General features: G+C 72.5%; 20 protein-coding genes. 5 read left to right on the plus strand and 15 right to left on the minus strand.

Annotated features, from left to right (window positions below; all coding sequences use genetic code 11):
- Positions 1-31 precede the first annotated feature (31 nt).
- The gene (locus BIV25_RS27395; protein WP_071375109.1) at positions 32-1,246 is read left to right on the plus strand and encodes an MFS transporter; all 1,215 of its coding nucleotides are present in this window, start codon (positions 32-34) and stop codon (positions 1,244-1,246) included.
- A 45-nt stretch (positions 1,247-1,291) separates the two neighbouring features.
- Here BIV25_RS27395 and BIV25_RS27400 read toward each other — a convergent pair whose 3' ends face one another.
- Both BIV25_RS27400 and BIV25_RS27405 read right to left on the minus strand, forming a co-directional pair.
- On the minus strand, positions 1,292-1,750 hold the full coding sequence (locus BIV25_RS27400; RefSeq protein ID WP_071375110.1) for a thioesterase family protein: 459 nt from the start codon (positions 1,748-1,750) through the stop codon (positions 1,292-1,294).
- Positions 1,751-1,834: 84 nt separating this feature from the next.
- Positions 1,835-3,091, minus strand: a complete 1,257-nt coding sequence (locus tag BIV25_RS27405; protein ID WP_071375111.1) for an alginate lyase family protein — start codon at positions 3,089-3,091, stop codon at positions 1,835-1,837.
- Between the two features lie 145 nt (positions 3,092-3,236).
- On the opposite strand from BIV25_RS27405, the gene BIV25_RS27410 reads away from it, so the two are divergent.
- From BIV25_RS27410 to BIV25_RS27420, 3 genes are all read left to right on the plus strand, one after another.
- Positions 3,237-4,628, plus strand: coding sequence for a uracil-xanthine permease family protein (locus BIV25_RS27410; RefSeq protein ID WP_071375112.1), 1,392 nt, complete (start codon positions 3,237-3,239; stop codon positions 4,626-4,628).
- Between the two features lie 144 nt (positions 4,629-4,772).
- On the plus strand, positions 4,773-5,465 hold the full coding sequence (locus BIV25_RS27415; protein WP_071375113.1) for a DUF5995 family protein: 693 nt from the start codon (positions 4,773-4,775) through the stop codon (positions 5,463-5,465).
- Positions 5,466-5,615: 150 nt separating this feature from the next.
- Complete coding sequence (locus BIV25_RS27420; protein WP_071375114.1) at positions 5,616-6,545, plus strand: LLM class F420-dependent oxidoreductase; 930 nt, start codon at positions 5,616-5,618, stop codon at positions 6,543-6,545.
- A gap of 44 nt (positions 6,546-6,589) precedes the next feature.
- On the opposite strand, the gene BIV25_RS27425 is transcribed toward BIV25_RS27420, so the two are convergent.
- The 11 genes from BIV25_RS27425 to BIV25_RS27475 all read right to left on the minus strand — a co-directional run bounded on the left by BIV25_RS27425 (position 6,590) and on the right by BIV25_RS27475 (position 19,074).
- Positions 6,590-8,302: an NAD(P)/FAD-dependent oxidoreductase gene (locus BIV25_RS27425; protein WP_071375115.1), complete on the minus strand. Its 1,713-nt coding sequence runs from the start codon at positions 8,300-8,302 to the stop codon at positions 6,590-6,592.
- A 70-nt stretch (positions 8,303-8,372) separates the two neighbouring features.
- A complete protein-coding gene (locus BIV25_RS27430) occupies positions 8,373-9,161 on the minus strand; it encodes a carbon-nitrogen hydrolase family protein (RefSeq protein WP_071375116.1) in 789 nt (262 codons plus the stop codon).
- 232 nt (positions 9,162-9,393) lie between these two features.
- Positions 9,394-10,041 (minus strand): DUF4232 domain-containing protein, encoded by a 648-nt coding sequence (locus BIV25_RS27435; protein WP_071375117.1) that lies wholly within the window; start codon positions 10,039-10,041, stop codon positions 9,394-9,396.
- A gap of 145 nt (positions 10,042-10,186) precedes the next feature.
- Positions 10,187-10,567, minus strand: a complete 381-nt coding sequence (locus BIV25_RS27440; RefSeq protein ID WP_071375118.1) for a DUF742 domain-containing protein — start codon at positions 10,565-10,567, stop codon at positions 10,187-10,189.
- A gap of 7 nt (positions 10,568-10,574) precedes the next feature.
- Entirely contained in the window at positions 10,575-11,027 is a 453-nt protein-coding gene (locus tag BIV25_RS27445) for a roadblock/LC7 domain-containing protein (protein WP_079176923.1), read from the minus strand.
- Positions 11,017-13,563, minus strand: coding sequence for an ATP-binding protein (locus BIV25_RS27450; protein WP_079176924.1), 2,547 nt, complete (start codon positions 13,561-13,563; stop codon positions 11,017-11,019). Before BIV25_RS27450 ends, BIV25_RS27445 begins: the two co-directional genes overlap by 11 nt.
- Positions 13,564-13,657: 94 nt before the next feature.
- Complete coding sequence (locus BIV25_RS27455; RefSeq protein ID WP_071375119.1) at positions 13,658-15,124, minus strand: HAD-IA family hydrolase; 1,467 nt, start codon at positions 15,122-15,124, stop codon at positions 13,658-13,660.
- 14 nt (positions 15,125-15,138) lie between these two features.
- Positions 15,139-16,221: an ABC transporter ATP-binding protein gene (locus tag BIV25_RS27460; protein WP_071375120.1), complete on the minus strand. Its 1,083-nt coding sequence runs from the start codon at positions 16,219-16,221 to the stop codon at positions 15,139-15,141.
- Positions 16,222-16,229: 8 nt separating this feature from the next.
- A complete protein-coding gene (locus tag BIV25_RS27465; protein WP_071375121.1) occupies positions 16,230-17,051 on the minus strand; it encodes an ABC transporter permease in 822 nt (273 codons plus the stop codon).
- Positions 17,036-17,917, minus strand: a complete 882-nt coding sequence (locus BIV25_RS27470; RefSeq protein ID WP_071375122.1) for an ABC transporter permease subunit — start codon at positions 17,915-17,917, stop codon at positions 17,036-17,038. Before BIV25_RS27470 ends, BIV25_RS27465 begins: the two co-directional genes overlap by 16 nt.
- Positions 17,914-19,074: an ABC transporter substrate-binding protein gene (locus BIV25_RS27475; RefSeq protein WP_071375123.1), complete on the minus strand. Its 1,161-nt coding sequence runs from the start codon at positions 19,072-19,074 to the stop codon at positions 17,914-17,916. The genes BIV25_RS27470 and BIV25_RS27475 overlap by 4 nt, the downstream gene beginning before the upstream one ends.
- A 205-nt stretch (positions 19,075-19,279) precedes the next feature.
- Here BIV25_RS27475 and BIV25_RS27480 point away from each other — a divergent pair, with 205 nt between their 5' ends.
- A complete protein-coding gene (locus BIV25_RS27480) occupies positions 19,280-20,020 on the plus strand; it encodes a GntR family transcriptional regulator (RefSeq protein ID WP_071375124.1) in 741 nt (246 codons plus the stop codon).
- A gap of 116 nt (positions 20,021-20,136) precedes the next feature.
- On the opposite strand, the gene BIV25_RS27485 is transcribed toward BIV25_RS27480, so the two are convergent.
- Both BIV25_RS27485 and BIV25_RS27490 read right to left on the minus strand, forming a co-directional pair.
- Positions 20,137-20,589, minus strand: coding sequence for an Lrp/AsnC family transcriptional regulator (locus BIV25_RS27485; RefSeq protein WP_067129751.1), 453 nt, complete (start codon positions 20,587-20,589; stop codon positions 20,137-20,139).
- Positions 20,590-20,616: 27 nt separating this feature from the next.
- The gene (locus BIV25_RS27490; protein ID WP_071375125.1) at positions 20,617-22,104 is read right to left on the minus strand and encodes an amino acid permease; all 1,488 of its coding nucleotides are present in this window, start codon (positions 22,102-22,104) and stop codon (positions 20,617-20,619) included.
- Positions 22,105-22,118: the final 14 nt, after the last annotated feature.

Consider the following 22,118-nt stretch of genomic DNA (forward strand, 5'->3'; position numbering starts at 1 on the left):
AGGCGGGACCGGACCGGGGAGGGGCGGGAACATGAGTGACGTGGGACACGCGCCCGGCGAGGTGAGGCGCGCCCGGTACGCCGTGGCGGCGGTGTTCGCCGTGCACGGCGCCGTGACAGGCTCCTTCGCCACCCGGGTGCCGTGGATCCAGGACCATGCCTCGCTCGGTGCGGGCCAGTTGGGCTTCGCGCTGGCGTTCACGGCGCTCGGCGCCTCGTGCGCGATGCCGCTCGCGGGGCGGATCAGCCACCGCTTCGGCAGCCGTACGGCGCTGCGCGGGCTGCTCGCGCTGTGGACGATGTCACTGGTCCTGCCGTCCCTGGCGACGAATCTGTACACCCTGTGCCTGGCGATGTTCGTCTACGGCGCGAGCTCGGGAACCGCCGACGTCACGATGAACGCGCTCGGTGTCGAGGTCGAGCGGCTGCTGGACAGGTCGATCATGTCGGGGCTGCACGGCATGTGGAGCGCGGGCGCGCTGACCGGCTCCGCGGCCGGCACGCTCGCCGCGCATCTGGGGGCGGACGCCCGCACGCACTTCCTGTCGGCCGCCGCCGTGCTCACCGTGCTCGGAGCGGCGGCCTGTGCCTGGGTGCCGGACCTCCGGGCGGCCGCGGACGAGGAGCCGCCGCCGCGGTTCGCGCTGCCGCCGCGCTCGGCGCTGCTGATCGGCGCGGTCGGCTTCTGCGCGGTGTTCGCGGAGGGCGCGAGCCTGGACTGGTCGGCGGTCTTCCTGCGGGACCGGCTGGACAGCTCGGCCGGGGTGGCGGCGGCCTGCACGACCGGGTTCATGCTGACCATGGCGGTGGCCCGGATCGCCGGGGACGCGGTGGTGAACCGGTACGGCGCGGTCCGCACGGTCCGGGCCGGCGGGGCGCTGGCCGCGCTGGGCGGACTGCTGATCGTCGCCGCCGGGCAGCAGGCGGTGGCGATGGCCGGGTTCGGGCTGATGGGGCTCGGCATCGCGGTGGTCGTACCGCTGTGCTTCGCGGCGGCCGGGCACGCGGGGCCGAACCCCGGCCAGGCCATCGCGGGCGTGGCGACGATCACCTACACCTCGGGGCTGATCGCGCCGAGCCTGATCGGCGGGGTGGCCCAGGCGACCAGCCTGATGGTGTCGTTCGGCGTGGTGGCGGCGCTGGCGTGCGGGCTCGCGGTGTTCGCGGGGGTGCTGCGCACCGCCGAGCGCGGCAGCCGCACGCAGGTCGGTGCGCGGGCCGCCGCCGTACCCGACCCGCGCGCCTGAGGGACACCCCTGATCGACGGCCCCGGGACACGCCCCTGCGGAACGTCAGGCCGCCGGGCGCAGCAGTTCCCGGCCGGCGGCCCGGAAGCCGTCCGTCCAAGGCGTGGGGCGCAGGGTGTCCGCGTCGAGCCGGACCAGCACCCGGGCGCCCTCGGCGTACGTCCGCGTGCCGTCGGCCGAGCAGAAGCGGAAGCCGTAGGTCAGGCCGGTGGTACCGAGCCGGTCCAGCCAGAGGTGGACGGCGTACGCACCGGGGCTGGTCACGGGCGCCTCGTAGCTGATGCGCAGTTCGCGCACCGCGTTGCAGGCGTCGCCCGCCGCGTGCCAGTCGCCGTCGAAGCGGACGCCGTGGCCGTTCCACAGCTCGGTCCAGGCGCGCTCGACCAGCAGCGGGTAGCGGGCGTTGTGCAGGAGGCCGAGGGCGTCGAGGTCGTCGAAGTGGACGGTGACGGGGATCAGCCGCCCGTAGGGGAGGGCGGGCGCGATCGGGGCTTCGACGGTCACGGGTGGGGCTCCTGAACATGGTTGCGATGACAACCACATACTAAGCGACCGCTCAGGAGCCCCGGTCGGGTTCCGCCTGAGGGCTCAGCCCGCGATGGAGTCCAGTTGCTCGGCGGCGGGGCGCAGCGCCCACAGATCACCGCCGGGCGGCGCCTCCAGCGCGGCGACGGCCTTCGCGGCCGCCCGCTCCCCCGCGTCGGCCGCCGCGTGGACGACGTCGGTGGCCGCGTACCGGTGGAACTCCAGCTCCGGATGTGACCAGGAGGCAGCACCCGTCGCTGCCGGGAGCAGGTAGTCGACCGCCTTCACCAGGCTCTGCCCGTCCGGACCCCGGTACGACCAGAGGTCCACGCCCACGTGCCGCCCGATGGCCGCGAGGCGGGTGTAGGCGACGAGGTCGAAGGTCGAGTAGTGCCAGCTGCGGGTGCGGGCCAGCTCCTGGGGCTGGCTGCCGTCGGCCGCGATCTGCGGGTCGATCCGCCCGGCCCGCGCGTCCAGAACGGTCCGCCGGGCCAGCGCGGTGTCGCCGGCGGCGAGGGCGAGGGCGGCGAGCTGCATGTCGTAGAAGGTGCCGTGATTGTTGGCGGCGGCGCCCTCCTCCTTGCCGAAGGCGCTGTTCTTCAGCCAGTCCAGGAAGCCCGCGTTCCACGCGCCCATCGCCGTACGGTCACGCGCGCTCCAGCCGGGGGCGCCGGCGGCCAGGATCGCCTGGGCGTCGAGGACGCTCGTGTACGACTGCGAGAAGTCGATGACGCCGATGGCCCGGCCGTCGTACTTGCAGGGGATGAACTGGCCGTGGTCCAGGTCGGGGTTCATCCGGGTGGCCGGGTCCAGGAACCAGGTGCGCAGGATCTGCCCGGCCTTCTCGGCGTAGGTCCGCCTGCCGGTGTAGTACCAGGCGAGCGCGAGGTCGTACGTCGAGTCGAAGACCTTCTCGGCGTCCTGCCGGTCGGTGCCGCTGTCGACCTCGGGATTGCGCTGCCCGTCGCGCTGGACGTAGGGGCAGCCCCAGGGGTTGTCGGCGGTGGGGGTGGTCGTGGGCCACCAGTAGGGAGCCTGGCTCAGGTACTCGTGGACGTCGCCGCCGGGGGCGGGCTTCGGCTTGTCGACGACCGTCCAGGGACCCTGGTCCAGCCAGGCGTCGGCGCGGGTGGTCAAGTCCTTGAGCGCGCGCCGGAGTTGGGGGTCGTGGCCCAGGCGGGCACGGGTCCGCTGGAGGCGGGCGCCGTCGAGCACGACGGTGCGCGGGGCCTTCGGCGCGGCGTGCGCGGCCGGGACGAGCACCGCGCCGAACGTCACCACGGCGGCCAGCAGCACGGCCGCACGGGATCTTCCACTCATCGGGGCTCCCATCTGAGCCAGTCAACTCAACCAGTCATGTACGTGAACTTGGTTCATGAGTAGGACCGTGTGAGCGTAGGACCGCTCGTCACCCGTGACAATGGTGCGGACCGTCTTCATGTACGTAAGAAAGCGAAACCCCACCATGAATCTCGGCGTGCGCTGGAAACTGCACGGCGACGGGCGCACGCCCGCGCCCGGAGCGGTGGTACGCCCCGACGAGCGGCTCACCTGGCCCCGCACGGTGGGCCTCGGCGCCCAGCACGTGGTCGCGATGTTCGGTGCCTCCTTCGTGGCCCCTGTGCTCATGGGCCTGGACCCGAACCTCGCGATCATGATGTCCGGCGTGGCGACCGTGATCTTCCTGCTCGCCACCCGCGGCCGGGTGCCGAGCTACCTCGGCTGCTCCCTGTCGTTCGTGGGGGTGGCCGCCGTCATCCGCGCCCAGGGCGGCACGAGCGCCACCGTGACCGGCGCGGTGTTCGTCGTCGGCGTGGCGCTGTTCCTGGTCGGGCTCGCGGTGCAGCGCTTCGGGGCGCGGATCATCCACGCGGCCATGCCGCCCATCGTCACCGGCGCGGTCGTCATGCTGATCGGCTTCAACCTCGCCCCGGTCACCGCCTCCACCTACTGGCCGCAGGACCAGTGGACCGCCCTGCTCGTCATGCTGTTCACCGGGCTGGCCGTGGTCTGTCTGCGCGGCTTCTGGTCCCGGATCGCGATCTTCCTCGGGCTGGTCTTCGGGTACGGCATCTCGTGGGCGTTCGACCGCGTCTTCGGCAAGATCCACTCGGTGAGCGCGAGCGGCAAGGTCACCGACCACTGGCGCCTGGACCTGTCCGGTGTCTCCAAGGCCGACTGGATCGGCCTGCCGCAATTCCACGGGCCGTCCTTCCAGTGGTCCGCGATCCTGGTCGCGCTGCCGGTCGTCATCGCCCTGGTCGCGGAGAACGCGGGCCACGTCAAGGCGGTCGGCGAGATGACCGGCGACCCGCTGGACGACAAGCTCGGCACGGCGATCTCGGCGGACGGCGTCGCCTCCATGCTGTCCACGGCCGTCGGCGGCCCGCCGAACACCACGTACTCCGAGAACATCGGCGTCATGGCCGCCACCCGCGTCTACTCCACCGCCGCCTACTGGGCCGCCGCCGGCTTCGCCCTGCTCTTCGGCCTCTGCCCGAAGTTCGGCGCGATCGTGGCCGCGATCCCGGGCGGCGTCCTCGGCGGCATCACCGTCATCCTCTACGGCATGATCGGCCTGCTGGGCGCCCAGATCTGGCTCAACGCCAAGGTGGACCTGCGCAACCCGCTGAACCTGGTGCCGGCCGCCGCGGGCATCATCATCGGCGTCGGCAACGTCAGCATGAAGTTCACCAGCAACTTCTCGCTCAGCGGCATCGCCCTCGGCACCGTGGTCGTCATCACCGGCTACCACGCCCTGCGCGCCTTCGCCCCGGCGCACCTGAAGACGCAGGCGCCGCTGCTGGACGAGGGCACCTCCCGCTACGACGCGGACGAGCCGCGCTCCACGTCGTAGGCGCAGGACGGGGTGAACGTGCCGGGCACGCCCCGGCCCCGCCTGCCCCCTCCCGGCCGCACCCGGGGTGCTCCGTTCCCCCGTTCCGGGGAAGCCCCGGGCCGGTCGGCCCGCCGTCCGGCCCGGGGCTGGGACCCTTCCCCCATGGCGCAGTTGGAACACTTCACCACTCCCGTCGACGCGGTGATCGCCCGGATGCGCGCGATCGACGCGGCCCTGCCCGAGCGCGACGGGGTCGCCGTGTTCAACCGCGTCTACCTCACCGTCACCGAGGAGGTCGACCGGCGCCTGGACGCCGGGGAGTTCCCGGACCCGCGGGCGGCGACCGCGCTGGACGTGCGGTTCGCGCTGCGCTATCTGGCGGCGGTCGACGCGGCGTCGGCGGGCCGTCGTCCGCCCGCGTGCTGGCGTCCGCTGTTCCAGCTCCGCGGCCATCCCGGGGTACGGCCGCTGCAGTTCGCCCTGGCGGGCGTCAACGCGCACATCGGGCACGACCTGGCGCTCGCCGTGGTGGACGCCTGTCGTACGCTCGCGTGCGAACCGGCCGATCTGGAGGACGAGTTCGACCGCGTGGGCGAGATCCTCGTATCCCTGGAGGAGCGGGTCCGCGAGGATCTGATGCCGGGCCCCGATCTGCTCCAGGTCGCCGATCCGCTCACCCATCTGCTGGGCTCCTGGAGCCTGGAGCGGGCCCGGGACGCGTCCTGGGCGGCGGCACGGGCCCTGTGGGCGCTGCGCCACTGCGGCGACGTCGCCGACGAGTTCACCGATCGGCTCGACGCGGCCGTGGGGTTCGCGGGCCGGATGCTGCTCACCCCGCTCCCCGAGCTGATCTGATCCCCGCGCCGATCCGGTTCCCGGCTGTCGACTGCCCACCGGCCGATGCGACTGGCCGGATCCAGACCCTCGCGCGAGCCGCCGTGGAACAGCCGGGTCCGCTCCGTACGTTGTCGTCCGGCAACCCGTCATCCGTCGTAAGGAGCGGTCATGGCAGCACGGCTCGGACTCGGTCTTCCGCAAATGCGGCAGTACTCCCTCGGCTCGGACGTGCCCGACGTGGCCCGCGCCGCGGAGCAACTCGGTTACGAGAGTCTGTGGGTCTTCGAGCGGGCCCTGTTCCCCGAGCCCGCCACCCAGGGGCTGTACGGCATGGACGGCGTGCCCTGGCCGGACCAGTACCGCAATGTGGCGGACCCGCTGGTCACCCTCACCCTGGCCGCGGCGGCCACCGAGCGGGCGGAGCTGGGCTCCAGCGTCCTGGTGGCGCCGCTGCACGTGCCGTTCCAGCTCGCCAAGGCCCTCGCCTCGCTCGACGTGGCGAGCGGCGGTCGGGTGCTCGCCGGCCTCGGCACCGGCTGGTCCCTCGACGAGTACGCCGCCGCCTCCGTGCGGCCCTTCGCGGAGCGCGGCAAGGTGCTGGACGAGATCATCGAGGTGAGCCGGGCGGTGTGGGGCCCGGATCCGGTCGTCTACGACGGCTCTCTCACGAAGATCGCCTCCGCCGTGGTCGGGCCCAAGCCCGTGCGCCCGATCCCGATCCTGCTGGCCGCGAGCAACCGGCGGGCCTTCCGGCGGCTGGTCGACCATGCCGACGGCTGGCTGCCCGCGGGCTTCAGCACCGAGCAGGTCGGTACCCAGTGGCGGCAGCTGAGGGAGCTGGCCGAGGAGCGGGGCCGTACGAAGCCGATCCGGGCGGTGCTGCGGGTGAACACCGCCCTGGAGGCGAAGCCCCACGACGGCGCCGACCGCAGGACTTTCCAGGGCAGCGTCGACCAGATCGTCGCGGACCTCGTGCCGTTCACCGGGATGGGCATCGACGAGTTCCTGATCGACGTGCAGAGCGGCGCGCGGGACGCGGAGGAGCTGAAGGACATCGCCGCCGAGCTGTTCGAAAAGGCGCGGGCGGCCGGAGTCTGAGGCCGACCGCCCGCGCCTGGGGGCACCACTCCCGCCGGACCTGGTCAGTCCTCGGGGAGCTCCACCGGGGCGATCTCGTCGTAGACGTCGCCCGGGCCGGGGTTCGACGCGTCGGTCGTGCCGCCGAAGTGGTGCATGACGCCCCAGACCGCGTTCAACGCGGTCTGGACGGCGCCCTCGGCCCAGCCGGCCGTCCAGGAGATGTCGTCGCCGGCGAGGAAGATGCCCCGCTTGTCCGCGGGCAGCCGGTCCTGCATGAAGTGCGTGAACAGGCGCCGCTGGTAGCGGTAGTGACCGGGCAGGTTGGCCTTGAACGCGCCCATGAAGTAGGGCTCGTTCTCCCAGGAGACGGTCACCGGGTTGCCGATGATGTGCTTCCGGATGTCGACCTTCGGGTAGATCTCGCCGAGCGACTTCAGCATGACCTCCATCCGCTCGTTCGCGGACAGCGGCAGCCACTTCAGGCTGTCGTCGCACCAGGTGTAGGACAGGCAGATCACGGCCGGCTTGTCCGGGCCGTCGTCCAGCAGGTACGTCCCGCGGGTCATGCGGTCGGTGAGCGTCATCGACATGACGTCCCGGCCTGTCGGATTTCCCCTGTCGTCGGCGGCCTTGTCCAGCCAGAACGGCCGGTCCACCGGCACGAAGAGCTTGCTGGACTCCATGTAGTGGGTGCGCTCGATCGCCGTCCAGTGGTCGATCGGGAAGAGCGAGTCGTCGCAGGCGATCTTGGACAGCAGCATCCAGGACTGGGCGGTGAAGACGGCCGCCTCGAAGGTGCGGATGTCGCCGTTCGCGTCCGTCACGGTGATCCGGTTGCCCGCGGTGCGGTGCAGCCGGGTCACGGCCGGGCGCGGCTCGCCGTCCGGGTGCAGGGACTTCAGCGAGGTGCCGTACGGCCAGTGGACGATCTTCTCCGGCTCGCGCTCCCACAGGCGCAGCGGCAGCTGCTGGGAGCCGCCGACGATGCCGCGGTGGTGGTCGTCGGCCTCGGTGTAGACGACGCGCAGGATCTCCAGGATGGAGTTCGGGAAGTCGGTGTCCCAGCCGCCGGTGCCGAAGCCGACCTGGCCGAAGATCTCGCGGTGCCGGAAGGACTTGAAGGCCTCGGAGTCGCAGAGGAAGCCGTAGAAGGTCTGGTTGTCGAGCTTCTCGACCAGCTTCGCCCAGATCTCGCGGATGCGCGGCACGTCCCGCTCGCGCATGGCGCGGTTCATGTCGGAGAAGTCGGCGCCTTCGTCGAGGCACTTGTTCCAGGCCTCGGCCACGTCCCGGTACACCTGGGGCAGGTCGTCGACGGTCTCGGCGTAGTGCGACTCGCCCTTGAGGTCGACGACGGTCGACGGCGTCGCCTCGGCGAGGGGGTTGGGGAACGGCCGGGTCTGCAGGCCCACCAGGTCGATGTAGTGCTGCAGGGCGGTCGAGGACGGCGGGAAGCGCATCGCGCCCAGCTCGCAGTTGAGCGACTCGTCACAACCGTCGAAGCCGACGGTGCGCAGCCGGCCGCCGATCTGGTCGGCCTCGTAGACGACGGGCTTGAGGCCCATCTTCATCAGCTCGTAGGCGGCCACGATGCCGGACAGCCCGCCGCCGATGACCGCGACCTCGGTGCCGTGCTCGGTCGCGGGTATCTGGCCGAGGCCCGCCGGGTGGGCGAGGAAGTCGTCGTAGGCGTACGGGAAGTCCGGGCCGAACATGGTGATCGGCGGCTGCTGCCCGTCGGTGTGCTCGACGGCGTTGGGCACCGTGGACGTCATGGGGTACGGACTCCTTGCGGGAAAGAACTCGGGGGGAAGTTCAGAAACTCGGGGGAAGCTCGGCGGGGTGTCAGCTCAGGGACCCGTACAGACCGGGGCGGCGGTCCTCCAGGTACGGGTTGGCCGCGCGGGAGGCGGCCAGGAAGGCGGGGTCGGCGTCGGCGAACACCAGCTCCTCGCCGCGGCCGGCCCGGGTGCGGGCGACGCCGTCGGGACCGGCGAGGACGGACAGCCCGACGAACTCGAACTCCCCTTCCAGGCCGACCCGGTTGACGTACGCGACGTACATCTGGTTCTCCCAGGCGCGCACCGGCACGAGGGACTCGGCGACGAACTGGAAGGGGTGCATCTGCGCGGTCGGGACGACCAGGAGGTCGGTGCCGGCCAGGGCGTGGGCGCGGACGTTCTCCGGGAACTCGACGTCGTAGCAGATCATCAGGCCCACGGTCAGGCCGTTCAGCTCGGCCTGGACGACGGGCTGGTCGCCGGGCGTGAAGTGGTCGCGCTCGAAGCAGCCGAAGAGGTGGGTCTTGCGGTAGTTCGCGAGGCGGGTGCCGTCGGCGGAGATCAGCTGGGCGGAGTTGTGGACGCTCTCGCCGGCGCGCTCCGGGTAGCCGTAGGCGATCGCGATGCCGTGCCGGGTCGCGGTCTCGGCGATCGCGTCGGCGCTGTCGCCGTCGGCGGGCTCGGCGAGGCGTCCGATGTCGTCGCCGATCGCGTAGCCGGTCAGGAACATCTCCGGTGCGGCGAGCAGCGCGGCGCCCGCGGCGGCGGCCCGGCCCGCGGCGGCGTCGAGGACCTTCAGGTTCTCGACGGCCGAGCCGGGGCGGCCGGAGCTCTGGAGCAGGGCGGTGCGCATGCGTGATCCTCACCGAAGGGGGACTTTGGGGGCCACGAAGACGGTACGGTCGGCGCGCTCGGCCGGACAAGAAGGAGCCGTTGCGCGCCTGTGCGCGGTTCGTTGCGTGCACAGGGGGCGATACGGCGATTCGTTGCGCGCCCGCACGACGGTGCCCCGTCCTCCTGGGGCGCAGGTGGTGGACGGGGCGCGGGTGACGCCGGGGACGCGGCGCGGCGGTTACTCCCAGGTGCTACTTCCCGGTGCCGACCGGGTCGACGGTGATCGCGCCGCCGCTGCCGTCCGTGACGGGGACGTTGACGCTGACCGGCAGGCTGTGGGAGTGGGTCTCGTTCGGCGGGGTGACGACGAGGGTGGTGAAGGTCTCGCCGGTGCCGCCGGAGTTGTTCGGCGGGTAGTGCAGCGTGAACCGGGTCTCCTCGCCGGGCTTGACGCGCACCAGCACGGGGGCGACCGAGCTGCGCTTGGCGCTGGTGCTGCCGTCCTTGCTCTTCAGGTCGGCGCCGGGGAAGCCCTTGAGGGCACAGGTGGCGGAGCCGGTGTTCTTCAGGTTCACGATCAGCTCGCCCTCGGCCATGCCGCCGGAAGTGCTGAACGCGAGCTGGGAGGTCTTGCAGGCACCCGAGCCGCCGCCCACGGCCGCACCGCCGTTCGTACCGGCCTGGCCGGCGCCGGTGCCCGTGCTGGTCCCCTTGCCGGTGGCCGCGCCGCCACCGCTGCCGCCGGTGCTCTGCGTGCCGGAGTCCTGGGAGCCGGTGCTCTGGCTCGGGGCGGAGGAGTCGCTCTTGCCGGAGGAGCCGCTGTCACTTCCCGAGCAGGCGGTGAGCGACAGGCCCGCGACGGCGGCGACGACGAGCAGCGAGAGCTTCTGGACGCGCATGGTTCCCCTTCAGGCGTTGTCCCCTCACGCAACGAGCGTGAGCGGCACTGGTCACTTGCCACCCGGTGAGACCGTCGCGGGCGCCCTGTCCGTTCCTCCCGTCACCCGCCTAGTACATGCCCGTTACAAGAGTCTCCGGACCTGCTCATATCTCACGCAACCGCGCCACGATCTCGCGCAGCAGTTCCGGCTCGGTGCCCGGACCGCCCGTCGGGGAGCGGCGGGGCGCGTCGATGCGGATCAGGCCCGCCTCGGCCAGGTCGCCGAGCAGGACCCGCAGCACGGTCAGGGGCAGGTCGGCGTCCGCGGCCAGCTCCACGACGGGACGCCGGCCGCGCCGGACCAGGTCGAGCAGGGCGGCACCGGCGTGGTCGATGTCCGGCCCCGGCCCCTCGGTCTCCACCGCGCTGACCTGGGACATCAGGTCGATGGCGTGTGCGCCGGAGGGCCGGGTGCGGCCCCGGGTGACGGTGTAGGGACGCACCAGCTGCCCGGTCTCGTCCTCGTACCAGTGCTCGTCGCTCACGGTGGGATCAGAAGCCCGTGCGGGCGGCCGTGTCCAGGTGGCGGCCGAGACGGCGGACGAGCAGGGCCATCTCGTGGGCGAGCTGGCCGACGTCGGTGCGGGCCTCGCTGAGGACGGCGAGCCGGGTGCCGTGGCCGGCCGGGGTGATGAAGAGGTAGGCGTCGTCGAGCATCACCATGGTCTGGCGCACCGCCCCCGCGGCGAACCGCTCGCCCGCCGAGCGGGCGAGGCCGTGGAAGCCGGAGCAGATGGCGGCCAGGTGCTCGATGTCGCGCCGGCGCATGCCGTCGGAGCTGCTGAGCGGCAGTCCGTCGGCGGTGAGCAACACGGCCTGCCGGACGTCGCCGGTGCGCGCCACGAGGTCGTCCAGCAGCCAGCCGAGATCCGTGCCGACCGCTCCGCCGGGCACGGCGGGCCGCTCGGGCCCGTGTTCGTCACCGGGCTGTTCGTCACCGGTCATCGTCGGTCTCCGTCCCTTCGTGGGCGTCGGTGGTTGCTTCGCCTGCGTGGGGGGTGTCGCCTCCGGTGCCGGGGGCCTCCCGGCCAAAGGCCGGCTCGTGGTGCGCGGGCAGGCCCTTGCGGCCGCGGTCGAGCCCTCGCTGGAAGGCGCCGAAGATCGCCCGCATCTCGTCGGCGTCCACCTGGCGCTCGGGCGTGTCCGCAGGCGCCGGCGGATCGTCCCGCAGCTCGGGGGCGAGGGAGGCCTGCCGGGTACGGGTGGGGAGGGCGGGCGCGGGGCCTTGTTCCGGCTGGTCCGGGGCGTGCGACGCGGCGGCGGACACGGCGGGAGGCTCGGCGCCGGACGGCTCCCGCGCCGGCGCCGGGCGCCCGGCGGCCGAGGGTCCGGTCCGCTTCCTGGTCGGCAGCGCCGGTACGTCTCCGTACCCGGAGGGCAGGCCTCGTACGTTGCCGTCCGCCGAGGGCAACCGTCGTACGTCGCCGTCGGCGGCCCCGAGCGGCAGTCCCCGCCCAGCCTGGCCCCTGGCGTTCCTGACCGGCAGTTCCCGTACCGCGCCCAGCGTTCCCGCGGTGCGCCCGCCGCCCGCCGGCACCGGCTCGGGCGCCGCTGCGGTGGGCTCTGCCGCGCTGACCTCCGCCAGCACCGCCGAAGGCAACCGCACCAGCGCCGTCGTCCCCCCGTAGGGCGAGTCCCGGAGGCTGACCTCGATGCCGTGGCGGGCGGCGAGGCGGCCGACGACGTAGAGGCCCAGCCGGTCGTGGCGGGTGGGGTCGAAGGCGTCGGGGGCGGTGAGGGTGGCGTACGCCCCGTCGCGGGCGTCGGCGTCGAGGCCGAGCCCGCGGTCGTCGATCTCCAGGACGAACCCGCTGCCGACCCGCCCGCTGCGCAGGGTGACCTGGGTGTGCGGCGGCGAGAACACCGTGGCGTTCTCCAGGAGTTCGGCGACGAGGTGGACGACGTCGGCGACGGCGTCCGCGGCCACGCCCACCTCGGGCATCGGCGGCACCACCACGCGCGCGTAGTCCTCGATCTCCCCGACCGCCGAGGCGACGACGTCGGCGAGCGGCACCGGCCGGCGCCAGCGGCGGCCGGGCGCGGCACCGGAGAGGATGATCAGGCTCTCCGCGTGCCGCCGCATGCGCGTGGTGAGGTGGTCGATGCGGAACAGCTCGCGCAGCACGTCCGGGTCCTCGGTGCGCCGCTCCAGCGTGTCGACGAGCTTGAGCTGCCGGTGCACGAGCGCCTGGTTGCGGCGCGCGATGGTGAGCAGCACCGCGAACTGTCCGCGCCGCAGCCCGGCCTGCTGGACGGCGGCCTCCACGGCGGCGAGCCGGGCGGCGTTGAAGGAGCGGCCGACCTGCCCGATCTCGTCGTCGTGAACCGCGCCCGCGGCCAGCGGCGGCGCCGCCGCCCCCGCGTCCACGTCCTCCCCGGCGCTCAGCCGCCGCATGACGTCCGGAAGCTGGTCGCGGGTGAGCACGTCGGCCGCGTCCCGCAGGGTCTCCAGGCGCCGGGAGATGCGCCGGGCGCCGCGCACCGCGAACCACAGCGACACCCCGGCGGCGGCAAGCCCGGCCCCGCCGACCACCGCCGCCTTGATCAGCTCCTGGTAGGCGAAGGAGCGCCCGCGTGCGGCGGAGTTCTCGGCGGAGCTGGTGCACAGCTCCCGGTAGCGGACGACGGCCCGGTCGACCGTCGAGCGCCAGGTGTCCGCGGCGACCGCCTTCCCGGCACCGGCGGCACCGGCCCGCAGCAGGGCGTCCTCGCCCCGGGTCAGCGAGCGGTACAGGTCGCCGCGCTGGAAGTCCTCGAACAGGCCGCGCGAGTCGGCGGGCAGGTCCGGTACGTACGTCCGCTCGAAGACGCGCCGGTCCTCGATGGTCGCGGTCAGCGTGTCGTACTGCCCGTCGGTCAGCGTGCCGGCCGCCCGCGCCCCGGCGACGAGCGCGTCCTCCCGGGAGACGAACTCCCGTACCCGCACCAGCTCGATGACGACCTGGGCCTCGCGGGCGAGCTGGCCGGCCTGGAGGGCGGTGAGGGTGGACTGCACGTCGAAGCCGGGCTCGACGAGCGCGCTGTACCGGGTGACGGCCTGGTCCCAGCTGATCTGCCGGTTCAGCACGCGCTCGCGCAGCGCCTCCAGCCGGCCGGTGGCCGCGACCACGGAGTCCACGGCCTGCCGCTGCCGTGCCGTGAGCCGGCTGCGGTCCCCGCCCTGGACCGCCCGCTTCATGGCCTCGACGGCCTGGTCGGTACGGCGCTGCTGGCCGAGCAACTGCCCGGCGGCGGCCGTGTCGAGGCGGCTGCCCAGGTAGGCGGCGGACATCCGGCGCTCGATCTGGAGCTGCCCGATCGCGGTGTCCACGGGGGTGCCGAAGTCGTCGTACACCCCCTGGACCCGGACCAGTGCCCGCAGTTCGCCGGTGACGGACCACATCGCGAAGCTCCACAGCGCCATCAGCGCGACGGCCGGGGCGAGCGCGAGCGCCACGATCCGCGTGCGGACGGTGGTGGGGCGGCGGAGGGGCCAGCGCATGAAGTACCTGCCGGTGTTACCAGTCAGTAGAGAGCGCGGCAGACCCTACGGGATCGATCTCCGTGCCGCAATGGTGACCTGCGGTAACCCCGGGTCACCTCGGGGTTGGGGCAAAGGTCGTGACGACCGCCGCGTGGTCCGAGGGCCAGTCGTTGTCCGTCACGTCCGGCCAGGGACACGGGCTGCCGGTGACGACGGTGCGCGCGTCCCGCACGGTCAGGCCCCGGTGCAGGACGTAGTCGATCCGGTCCTGCGGTTCGGGCCGCCCGCTGCCGTCCTCGTGCACGGCGTGGATCGGCGACCAGGTGTGCCCGGGCGCGGCGGCGGGGTCCGGGTGGGCCTCGCGGTAGGAGTCGGCGAAGCCCGCCTCCTCGGCCGCCTTCGTGACCGGCCAGACCACGTCCGGCCGGTCCAGGTGCGAGGGGCAGTTGAAGTCGCCGACGAGGACGACCGGGACGCCGTCGGCGGACGACTCGGCGATCCGGCGCAGGGTGTCCCGCATCTGTGCGAGCCGGACCCCCTCGTGGGCGATCAGCTCGGCCGCCGGCAGCCCGTCGAAGGCGGACTCGTAGGGCCCGTACGGCGTGTAGTGCAGATGGGCGGTCCACACGTCGACCTCGCGGCCGGGCGCCACGGCGATGCGGACGCCGGCCGCGCCGTAGAAGCCGACGTCGGGGTCGCCGAAGCGGGCGGTGATCGGGTGGCGGCTGAGGACGCCGAGGTTCTCGCCGGCCCGGTGGTGGTGCCAGCCGAGGGCCTCGGCCAGTTCCTGGGCGGCCGTACCGGCGGTCTCCTGGAGCCCGACCACGTCGGCGCCGCTCTCCAGGATGACCTTGAGCTGCTTGGCCCGGTGGTCGTCGACCATGATGCCGCCGAGCCACAGGTTCCAGCTCATCACGCGCAGTTCGGGCGTCACCATCCGCCCGAGCTCCTCGACCGTGACCCCCGCGAGGCTCTCCCGCACGGTCCGGCCGGGTGCCGCACCGATCGGGGCGAGCGACGGTACGGCGAGTACGGCGCAGCCGGCGGCCTCGGCGGAGGCGACCCCGGTCTCGGTGTCCTCGACGGCCACGCAGGCGGTGGGCTCGACGCCCAGGGCGCGGCAGGCGGCCAGATACGGGTCCGGGGCGGGCTTGGTGCGGGGCGTGTCGTCGGCGGTGACGGAGGCCGCGAACCAGGCGGCGCCCAGCGCGTCGAGGACGACGTCGGCGACAGCGCGCGGGGACGCGGTGACCAGGGCGGTGGGGACGCCGGCGGCGGCCAGCGCGGCCAGCAGGTCCAGGGCGCCGGGGCGGGGCACGATGCCGGTGCGGACGCGGTCGGCGAACTCGCGGTGCAGGTCGGCGGCGAGGTCCTGGGCGGGCCGGCCGGTGACCGCGCCGAGCCAGTCGGCGGTGTGCTCGACGGCGCGGCCGAGGACCTCGGGCTGGTCGGCCTCGGTCAGCGGCCGTCCGGCGACCTGCTCGACCGCCTCCCACCACAGCCGCTCGGTGTCGACGAGCGTGCCGTCCATGTCGAACAGGACTGCCTGCGGAAGGAGTTGGGGGGTGTGGGGGGTCACGTTCGGGTCAGTCCTCACTTCTGGATACGTTCGGCCACCAGGACGGCCCGCTCGGGCAGCGACACGGTGACGGCGGCCCCGGCGCCGAGTCCGGCGGCGTCGTGGGCGGGCAGGTCGGCCTTGGCCTCGGTGCCGTCGGCGAGCCGTACGGTGACCCGGACGACCGCGCCGAGGAAGGCGGTGGCGACGACGCGGGCGGCGCCCTGCTCGTCGGCCGAGACGTGGACGGCCTCGGGGCGCACCAGCACGTCGACCGGGCCGTCCGGCACGTCGCCGTTGCCGTCGGCGGGCAGCCGCCGGCCGAGCACCTGGACGGTGCCGTCGGCCAGCTCGCCCGGGATCCGGCTCATCGTGCCGACGAACTCGGCGACGAAGGCCGTGGCGGGGCGGCCGTACAACTCGGCGGGTTCGGCGCACTGTTCGAGGCGCCCGGCGCGCATCACGGCGACCCGGTCGGCGACCGACAGGGCCTCCTCCTGATCGTGCGTCACGAACAGGGTGGTGATGCCGAGTTCCTGCTGGAGCCGGCGGATCTCCTCGCGCAGGGAGAGCCGCACCTTGGCGTCGAGCGCCGACAGCGGCTCGTCCAGGAGCAGCACGCGCGGGCGCAGCGCGAGGGCGCGGGCCAGCGCGATGCGCTGCTGCTGGCCGCCGGAGAGCTGGTGCGGGTAGCGCTCACCCTTGTCGCCGAGGCCGACCAGCTCCAGCAACTCGGCGGCGCGGGAACGCCGTTCGCCCGCGCGGACGCCGCGCATGCGCAGCCCGAAGGCGACGTTGTCGACGGCGTTCAGATGCGGGAAGAGGCTGTACGACTGGAAGACCATCCCGGCGTCGCGGCGGTGGGCCGGGACGCGGGTGACGTCCTCGCCGTCCACCAGCACGGCGCCGGAGTCGGGGTGTTCGAACCCGGCGAGCATGCGCAGTGCGGTGGTCTTGCCGCAGCCGGAGGGACCGAGGAGGGCGAGGAACTCCCCCGGGCGGACGGTGAGGTCGAGTCCGTCGAGGGCGACGGTAAACCCGAACTCCCGTCGCAGGGCACGGAATTCGACGGTCGCGGCCTTCTCGGCCGTGGCCTTCTCAAGGGTGGTGGCGGTCATGGTCGGTGTCATCCCCGGGAGTTCGCGGTTCGGTTGCGTCCGCCGCCAACGCCGGCGAGCGCGAGGAGCAGGGCCCAGGTGACGAGCAGGCTGAGCACGGAGACGGCGACGGACATCTGGGCCTGCGAGCCGCCGACGTTGTAGATCCACACGGCGAAGGGCTGGTAGCCCAGCAGCTGGGCGACGGTGAACTCGCCGAGCACCAGGGCCAGCGTGAGGAAGCCCGCGTTGAGCAGTGCGCCACGGACGTTGGGCAGCACGGCCCGGACCAGCGCCTGCGGCCAGGAGGCGCCGCAGCTGCGGGCGGCCTCGACCAGGGTGCGCACGTCGATGGCGCGCAGGCCCGCGTCCAGCGCCCGGTACACGAAGGGCAGCGCCATCACGACGTAGGCGAGGACGAGCACGACCGGGAAGCTCGGGTTCTGGATCGCGACGAACGTCTCGAACAGCGGGGTGCGCGACAAATGGTCGGGGCCCCACTTCAGCACGCTGACGATGCCCGCCACGAACGCGATCGGCGGCACCACCAGCGGCAGCGAGCAGACGATCTCCACCACCGGCCGCAGCCGGGGCGCGCCGAGCCTGAGGGCGACCATGGCGGGCACCATCAGCAGCAGGACGGCGGCGATGGTGGCCAGGGCCAGCTCCAGCGAGAGCAGCAGGCTGGAGACGAAGCCGTCGGTGGACAGGATCTTGGTGTAGGCGTCGAAGGAGACGCCCTGCCCGGGCTCGTCGACGGTGAAGACGACGGACGCGCCGAGCGGCACCAGGAAGTACAGGGCGGCGAGGCCGAGGACGGCCCAGCGCCAGGGGGTCAGGCGTCGAGCCATCGGGCGCTCCGGCGTTGCAGGGGCAGGTACACGGCCATCACCAGGCCGGCCACCAGGACCATGTCGAGACTGAGGGCGAGGGCGATGTTCTCCTGGCCGACCAGCACGTTGCCGGACAGCGCGTCGGCGATCTGCAGGGTGACCAGCGGGACCGCGCTGCCGACCATGGCGGCGGCGGTGGCGTAGGCGGCGAAGGCGCTGCCGAAGAGGAGCACGAGTCCGCCGAGCAGCGAGGGCGCGAGGACGGGCAGGGCGACATGGCGCCAGTACTGCACGCCGGTCGCGCCGTTGTTCAGCGCGGCCTCCCGCCACTGGGTGCGCAGGCCGTCCAGCGCGGGGGTGATGGTGAGGACCATGAGCGGGATGAGGAAGTACAGGTAGACGAGGACCAGGCCCCAGAAGCTGTAGAGGTTCCAGCCGCTGTCCTTCAGGCCGAGGTGCACGGTCAGGACGCCCGCGTTGCCGAGGGTGGCGACGAAGGCGAAGGCCAGCGGGACGCCGCCGAAGTTGGCGAGCACGCCGGAGGCGGTCAGCACGGCCTCGCGCAGCCAGCGGGAGCGGGAGCCGACCACGGCCTGGGCGAGCGGCAGCCCGAGCAGCGCGCCGAGCAGGGCGGCGAGGGCGGACAGCTTGACGCTGCCGAGCAGGGAGGTGAGGTACGGCCCCTGGAGCGAGTCCGTCAGGTTCGCCGTGCCGTAGTGCCCCTCGACCGTGAAGGCGCCGTCGAGGATGGCGAAGGCGGGCAGGCCGAAGGCGATGGCCGCGAAGACCAGCAGCGGTACGACGGCGAGCCAGCCGGGGGCGCGGCGCCGCCGCTTCGCCGAAGCGACGGGCGCCACGTCCGCACGCGGGAGAGCGGCGGTCATCCGGAGACGGCCTTCCCCCAGCCCTGAGCGATGACCGTCTTGGCCTTGCTCTGCTGGGTCTCGGTCGGGAAGGCGGGCGCGCCGGTGACCTTGGGCAGCTTGGCGGCGGCCGTCTTGTCGAGCGTGCCGGCCTTCTCCAGGACGGCCATCAGGGCCGGGCGGGCGTAGCCCTTGAGCCACAGGTTCTGGCCCTCGGCGCTGTAGAGGTACTCCTGCCACAGGCGGGCGGCCGCCGGGTGCGGGGCGTCCTTGTTGATGGCCTGGGAGTAGTACTGGGCGTACTGGCCGTCGGCGGGGATGTTCACCTTCCAGTCCAGGCCCTTGGACCTGAACTCGTCGGCGTACCCGGCGTTGAGGTAGTCCCAGTCGATGGAGATGGGCGTCTCGCCCTTCTCGACGGTGGCCGGGGTGGACTCGACGGGCGTGTAGTTGCCGCTCTTCTTCAGCTTGGCGAAGAAGTCGAGGCCGGGCTGGATGTTGTCGAACGAGCCGCCGTTCGCGAGGGCGGCCGCGTAGACGCCGCCGAAGGCGGAGCCGGACTTGGTGGGGTTGCCGTTGAGGGCGACCTGGCCCTTGTACTCGGGCTTGAGCAGGTCCTTGAAGCTCGTCGGGCAGTCCTTGACGCGCTTGTCGTCGCAGCCGATGGAGATGTAGCCGCCGTAGTCGTTGTACCAGCGGGCCTGCGGGTCCTTCTGGGCCGCGGGGATGTCGGCGAAGGAGGCCACCTTGTACGGCGCGAGCAGCCCCTGCTGGGCGGCGCTCAGCGCGAACGACGAGCCCAGGTCGAGCACGTCGGGGGTGCGGTCCTGGCCCTTGCGGGAGGTGACGGCGTTGATCTCGTCCTGGCTGGTGCCGTCGGGGCTCTCGTCCTCGATCTTGATGCCGTACTTCTTCTGGAAGCCGTCGATGATCGCGCCGTAGTTGGCCCAGTCGCGGGGCACCGCGATGATGTGCAGCGTGCCCTCCTTCTTGGCCGCCTTGACGAGGGCGTCCATACCGCCGAAGGCGGCGGCGGAGGTGGCGGTGGCGGCGTTCTTGCCGTCCTTGGTGGTGGTCGACGCGTTGTCGGGGGCGGCGCCGCAGGCGCTCAGGGCGAGCGCGGCGACGACGGCGAGGGAACCGCCGAGGACGGCGTTTCTCGGCAGGGACACGGTCACGGTCTCTCCAGGGGGACACATGGCGAGGGTGGGAGAACTTGTCTGAACAAGTCGGCCCCAGTACGCCCGCCCTTGGTGTCTGCTCCGTAAACACCAGCCGAACACAAACCCGAGTTTCCCTGCACACTTACAGTTGACACGGATCACCCGGATACGTCGATTAGGCTGGTCACGCTGTGCACAGCGACCTATGCAGAGGGGAAGCATGACCGCGCGCCACGAGGAGATCGCCGACGAGCTGCGGCGAGCCATCGACCGTGAGGAGTACACGGTCGGCAGCCGGCTGCCCTCGGAGTCGGAGCTGGCCGCGCACTACGGCGTCTCGCGCGGCACGGTCCGCCAGGCCGTCGCGACCCTGACGTCCGAGGGCCTGATCGGCTCCCGCCAGGGCGCTCGCCGGGTGGTGCTGGCCAGCCGCCGCAGCCAGAGCTTCGAGGAGCTGCGCAGCTTCGCCCAGTGGGCCCGCGCGATGGGCCGCGAGGCCACCGGCCAGGTGGTCGCCCAGCAGTACCGACCGGCGACCCAGGAGGATGCGGTACGCCTCCAACTCCCCATCGGCACACAGGTGTTGCACGTACTGCGGGTACGCGGCCTGGACGGCGAGCCGGTGCTCCTGGAACGCACGGTGTACGCCGACTGGATCTCCCCCGCGGTCGAGTCCATCGAACCGGACTGCCCGTCCGTCACCCAGCACCTCTACGACGAGACGGGGCTCGTCTTCGCGTACGGCGAGCACATCATCGACGCGGTCGCCTGCGGCGCGCAGGACGCCGAGCTGCTCGGGGTCCGCCGGACGAGTCCGCTGCTGCGGGTGCGGCGCGTGACCACGACCCGCGAGGGGCGGCCGGTGGAGTGGTCGGACGACCGCTACCGCTCGGACGCGGTGAGCTTCAGCGTGCACAACTCGATCGGCAACAACGCGCTGGCGCGCAAGACCGCGGAATAGAGCCCGGCGGGTCCTACCGGGTGCCGGGTGCGGGTCGTGTGTGGCTGATCGCGCAGTTCCCCGCGCCCCTGAGGGGGTTGCGGTCCAACCCCTTGAAGCGGCGCGGGCAACTGCCCCTACCCCGGCGCCCCGGAGGAAAAGCGCCGAAGCAGCGGCGACAGCACCAGCACCGACTTGGTCCGCTCGACGAACGGCTCCCCGGCGATGCGCTCCAGCACCCGCTCGAAGTGACGCATGTCGGACGCGAAGACCTGGGCGATCGCGTCCGCGTCGCCGGTGACGGTCGACGCGGCCACGACTTCCTGGTACCGCTCCAGCCCCCGCTGGATGGTCTCCGGCGAGGTGTTGCGCCGGCAGTGGATCTCGATGTAGCCCTCGGTCTCCCAGCCGAGCGCCGCCGGGTCCACCCGGACGGTGAACCCGGTGATGGCTCCGGTGGCGCGCAGCCGGTCCACACGCCGTTTGACGGCCGGGGCGGAGAGTCCGACCAGTTGCCCGATGTCCGCGTAGGAGCGGCGGGCGTCCTCGGCGAGGGCGTGCACGATGCGTTCGTCGAGATCGTTCAGCACAGGGGGTGGTTCACTTCTTCGGTTCGGTCACTTCTCTGCCGCCACCGCGAGTTCCTCACCGGTCGCGAGACGGGAACGGCGGTAGCCGTATACGAAGTAGAACACGAGCCCGACGGCCATCCAGGCACCGAACACGATCCAGGTGACCTCGGACAGGCTGCCCATCATCCAGATACAGAAGAGGAAGCCCAGCGCGGGCAGCACCGGCGACAGCGGCACGCGGAAGGTGCGGTGCATGGCCGGGCGGGTCCGGCGCAGTACGACCACGGCGATGTTGACCAGCGCGAAGGCGAACAGCGTGCCGATGCTGGTGGCGTCCGCCAGCTGGCCCAGCGGGATCGCGGCGGCGAGCACACCGCAGAACACGGACACGATGATCGTGTTGGCGCGCGGCGCGCCGGTCTTCGGGTGGACCTTGGCGAAGATCTTGGGCACCAGGCCGTCGCGGGCCATCGCGAACAGGATGCGGGTCTGGCCGTAGAGCACGGTGAGCACCACGCTGGCGATGGCGATGACCGCGCAGAACGCGAGCAGCGTGCCCCAGAAGCTCTGCCCGGTGACGTCGGTCATGATCTGCGCGAGCGCGGCCTCGGAGTCCTTGAACTTCTTCCAGGGCCAGGCACCGACGGCGACGGCCGCGACGAGGACGTACAGCGCGGTCACGATGACCAGCGACAGCATGATCGCGCGCGGCAGGTCGCGCTGCGCGTTCTTCGCCTCCTCACCGGCGGTGGAGGCGGCGTCGAAGCCGATGTACGAGAAGAACAGCGTGGCACCGGCGGCGCTGACGCCCGCCATGCCGAGCGGCATGAAGTTCGCGTAGTTGCCGGACTTGAAGCCCATGAAGCCGATGGCGCAGAAGAGGATCAGCGCGGCGATCTTCACCGACACCATGATCGTGTTGGCCCGCGCGGACTCCTTGGCCCCGCCGAGCAGGAACACCATGCCGAGCAGGACGACGATCAGCGCGGGCAGGTTGAAGATGCCGCCCTGGCCGGGCGGCGCCGACAGGGCGTCCGGGATGGTGACGCCTATGGTGCCGTCCAGCAGCTCGTTCAGGTACTGGCCCCAGCCGACGGCCACGGCGGCCACCGAGACTCCGTACTCCAGGAGCAGGCACCAGCCGCAGACCCAGGCGATCAGTTCGCCCATGGTTGCGTATGCGTACGAGTAGGAGGAACCGGAGACCGGGATGGTGCCCGCCAGCTCGGCGTAGGACAGGGCCGAGAACAGCGCGGTGAGACCGGCGATCACGAAGGAGAGCGTGACGGCCGGACCCGCCTTGGGGACGGCCTCGCCGAGGACGACGAAGATGCCGGTGCCGAGCGTGGCACCGATGCTGATCATGGTCAGCTGCCACAGCCCGAGGGAGCGCCGAAGCTGCCCTCCTTCACCCTGGCCGCCCTCCGCGACCAGGCGTTCCACGGGCTTGCGCCGCATGAGGCGCGCGGCGACGCCCGGGGACGCGGGGGCGGTCGCTGGGCGGTCTTGCGGGGGTGCGCCTTGGTCGAGCACGCGCTGGCTCCTTA

Source organism: Streptomyces sp. MUSC 14, from assembly GCF_001866675.1.
Lineage (GTDB): Bacteria > Actinomycetota > Actinomycetes > Streptomycetales > Streptomycetaceae > Streptomyces.

Bases quoted from the DNA above. Each gene is read 5' to 3' on its own strand.
- BIV25_RS27395 (WP_071375109.1), top strand. From the start codon at position 32: ATGAGTGACGTGGGACACGCGCCCGGCGAGGTGAGGCGCGCCCGGTAC.
- BIV25_RS27405 (WP_071375111.1), bottom strand. From the start codon at position 3,091: ATGAGTGGAAGATCCCGTGCGGCCGTGCTGCTGGCCGCCGTGGTGACG.
- BIV25_RS27410 (WP_071375112.1), top strand. From the start codon at position 3,237: ATGAATCTCGGCGTGCGCTGGAAACTGCACGGCGACGGGCGCACGCCC.
- BIV25_RS27415 (WP_071375113.1), top strand. From the start codon at position 4,773: ATGGCGCAGTTGGAACACTTCACCACTCCCGTCGACGCGGTGATCGCC.
- BIV25_RS27420 (WP_071375114.1), top strand. From the start codon at position 5,616: ATGGCAGCACGGCTCGGACTCGGTCTTCCGCAAATGCGGCAGTACTCC.
- BIV25_RS27425 (WP_071375115.1), bottom strand. From the start codon at position 8,302: ATGACGTCCACGGTGCCCAACGCCGTCGAGCACACCGACGGGCAGCAG.
- BIV25_RS27430 (WP_071375116.1), bottom strand. From the start codon at position 9,161: ATGCGCACCGCCCTGCTCCAGAGCTCCGGCCGCCCCGGCTCGGCCGTC.
- BIV25_RS27435 (WP_071375117.1), bottom strand. From the start codon at position 10,041: ATGCGCGTCCAGAAGCTCTCGCTGCTCGTCGTCGCCGCCGTCGCGGGC.
- BIV25_RS27445 (WP_079176923.1), bottom strand. From the start codon at position 11,027: ATGACCGGTGACGAACAGCCCGGTGACGAACACGGGCCCGAGCGGCCC.
- BIV25_RS27450 (WP_079176924.1), bottom strand. From the start codon at position 13,563: ATGCGCTGGCCCCTCCGCCGCCCCACCACCGTCCGCACGCGGATCGTG.
- BIV25_RS27460 (WP_071375120.1), bottom strand. From the start codon at position 16,221: ATGACCGCCACCACCCTTGAGAAGGCCACGGCCGAGAAGGCCGCGACC.
- BIV25_RS27465 (WP_071375121.1), bottom strand. From the start codon at position 17,051: ATGGCTCGACGCCTGACCCCCTGGCGCTGGGCCGTCCTCGGCCTCGCC.
- BIV25_RS27470 (WP_071375122.1), bottom strand. From the start codon at position 17,917: ATGACCGCCGCTCTCCCGCGTGCGGACGTGGCGCCCGTCGCTTCGGCG.
- BIV25_RS27480 (WP_071375124.1), top strand. From the start codon at position 19,280: ATGACCGCGCGCCACGAGGAGATCGCCGACGAGCTGCGGCGAGCCATC.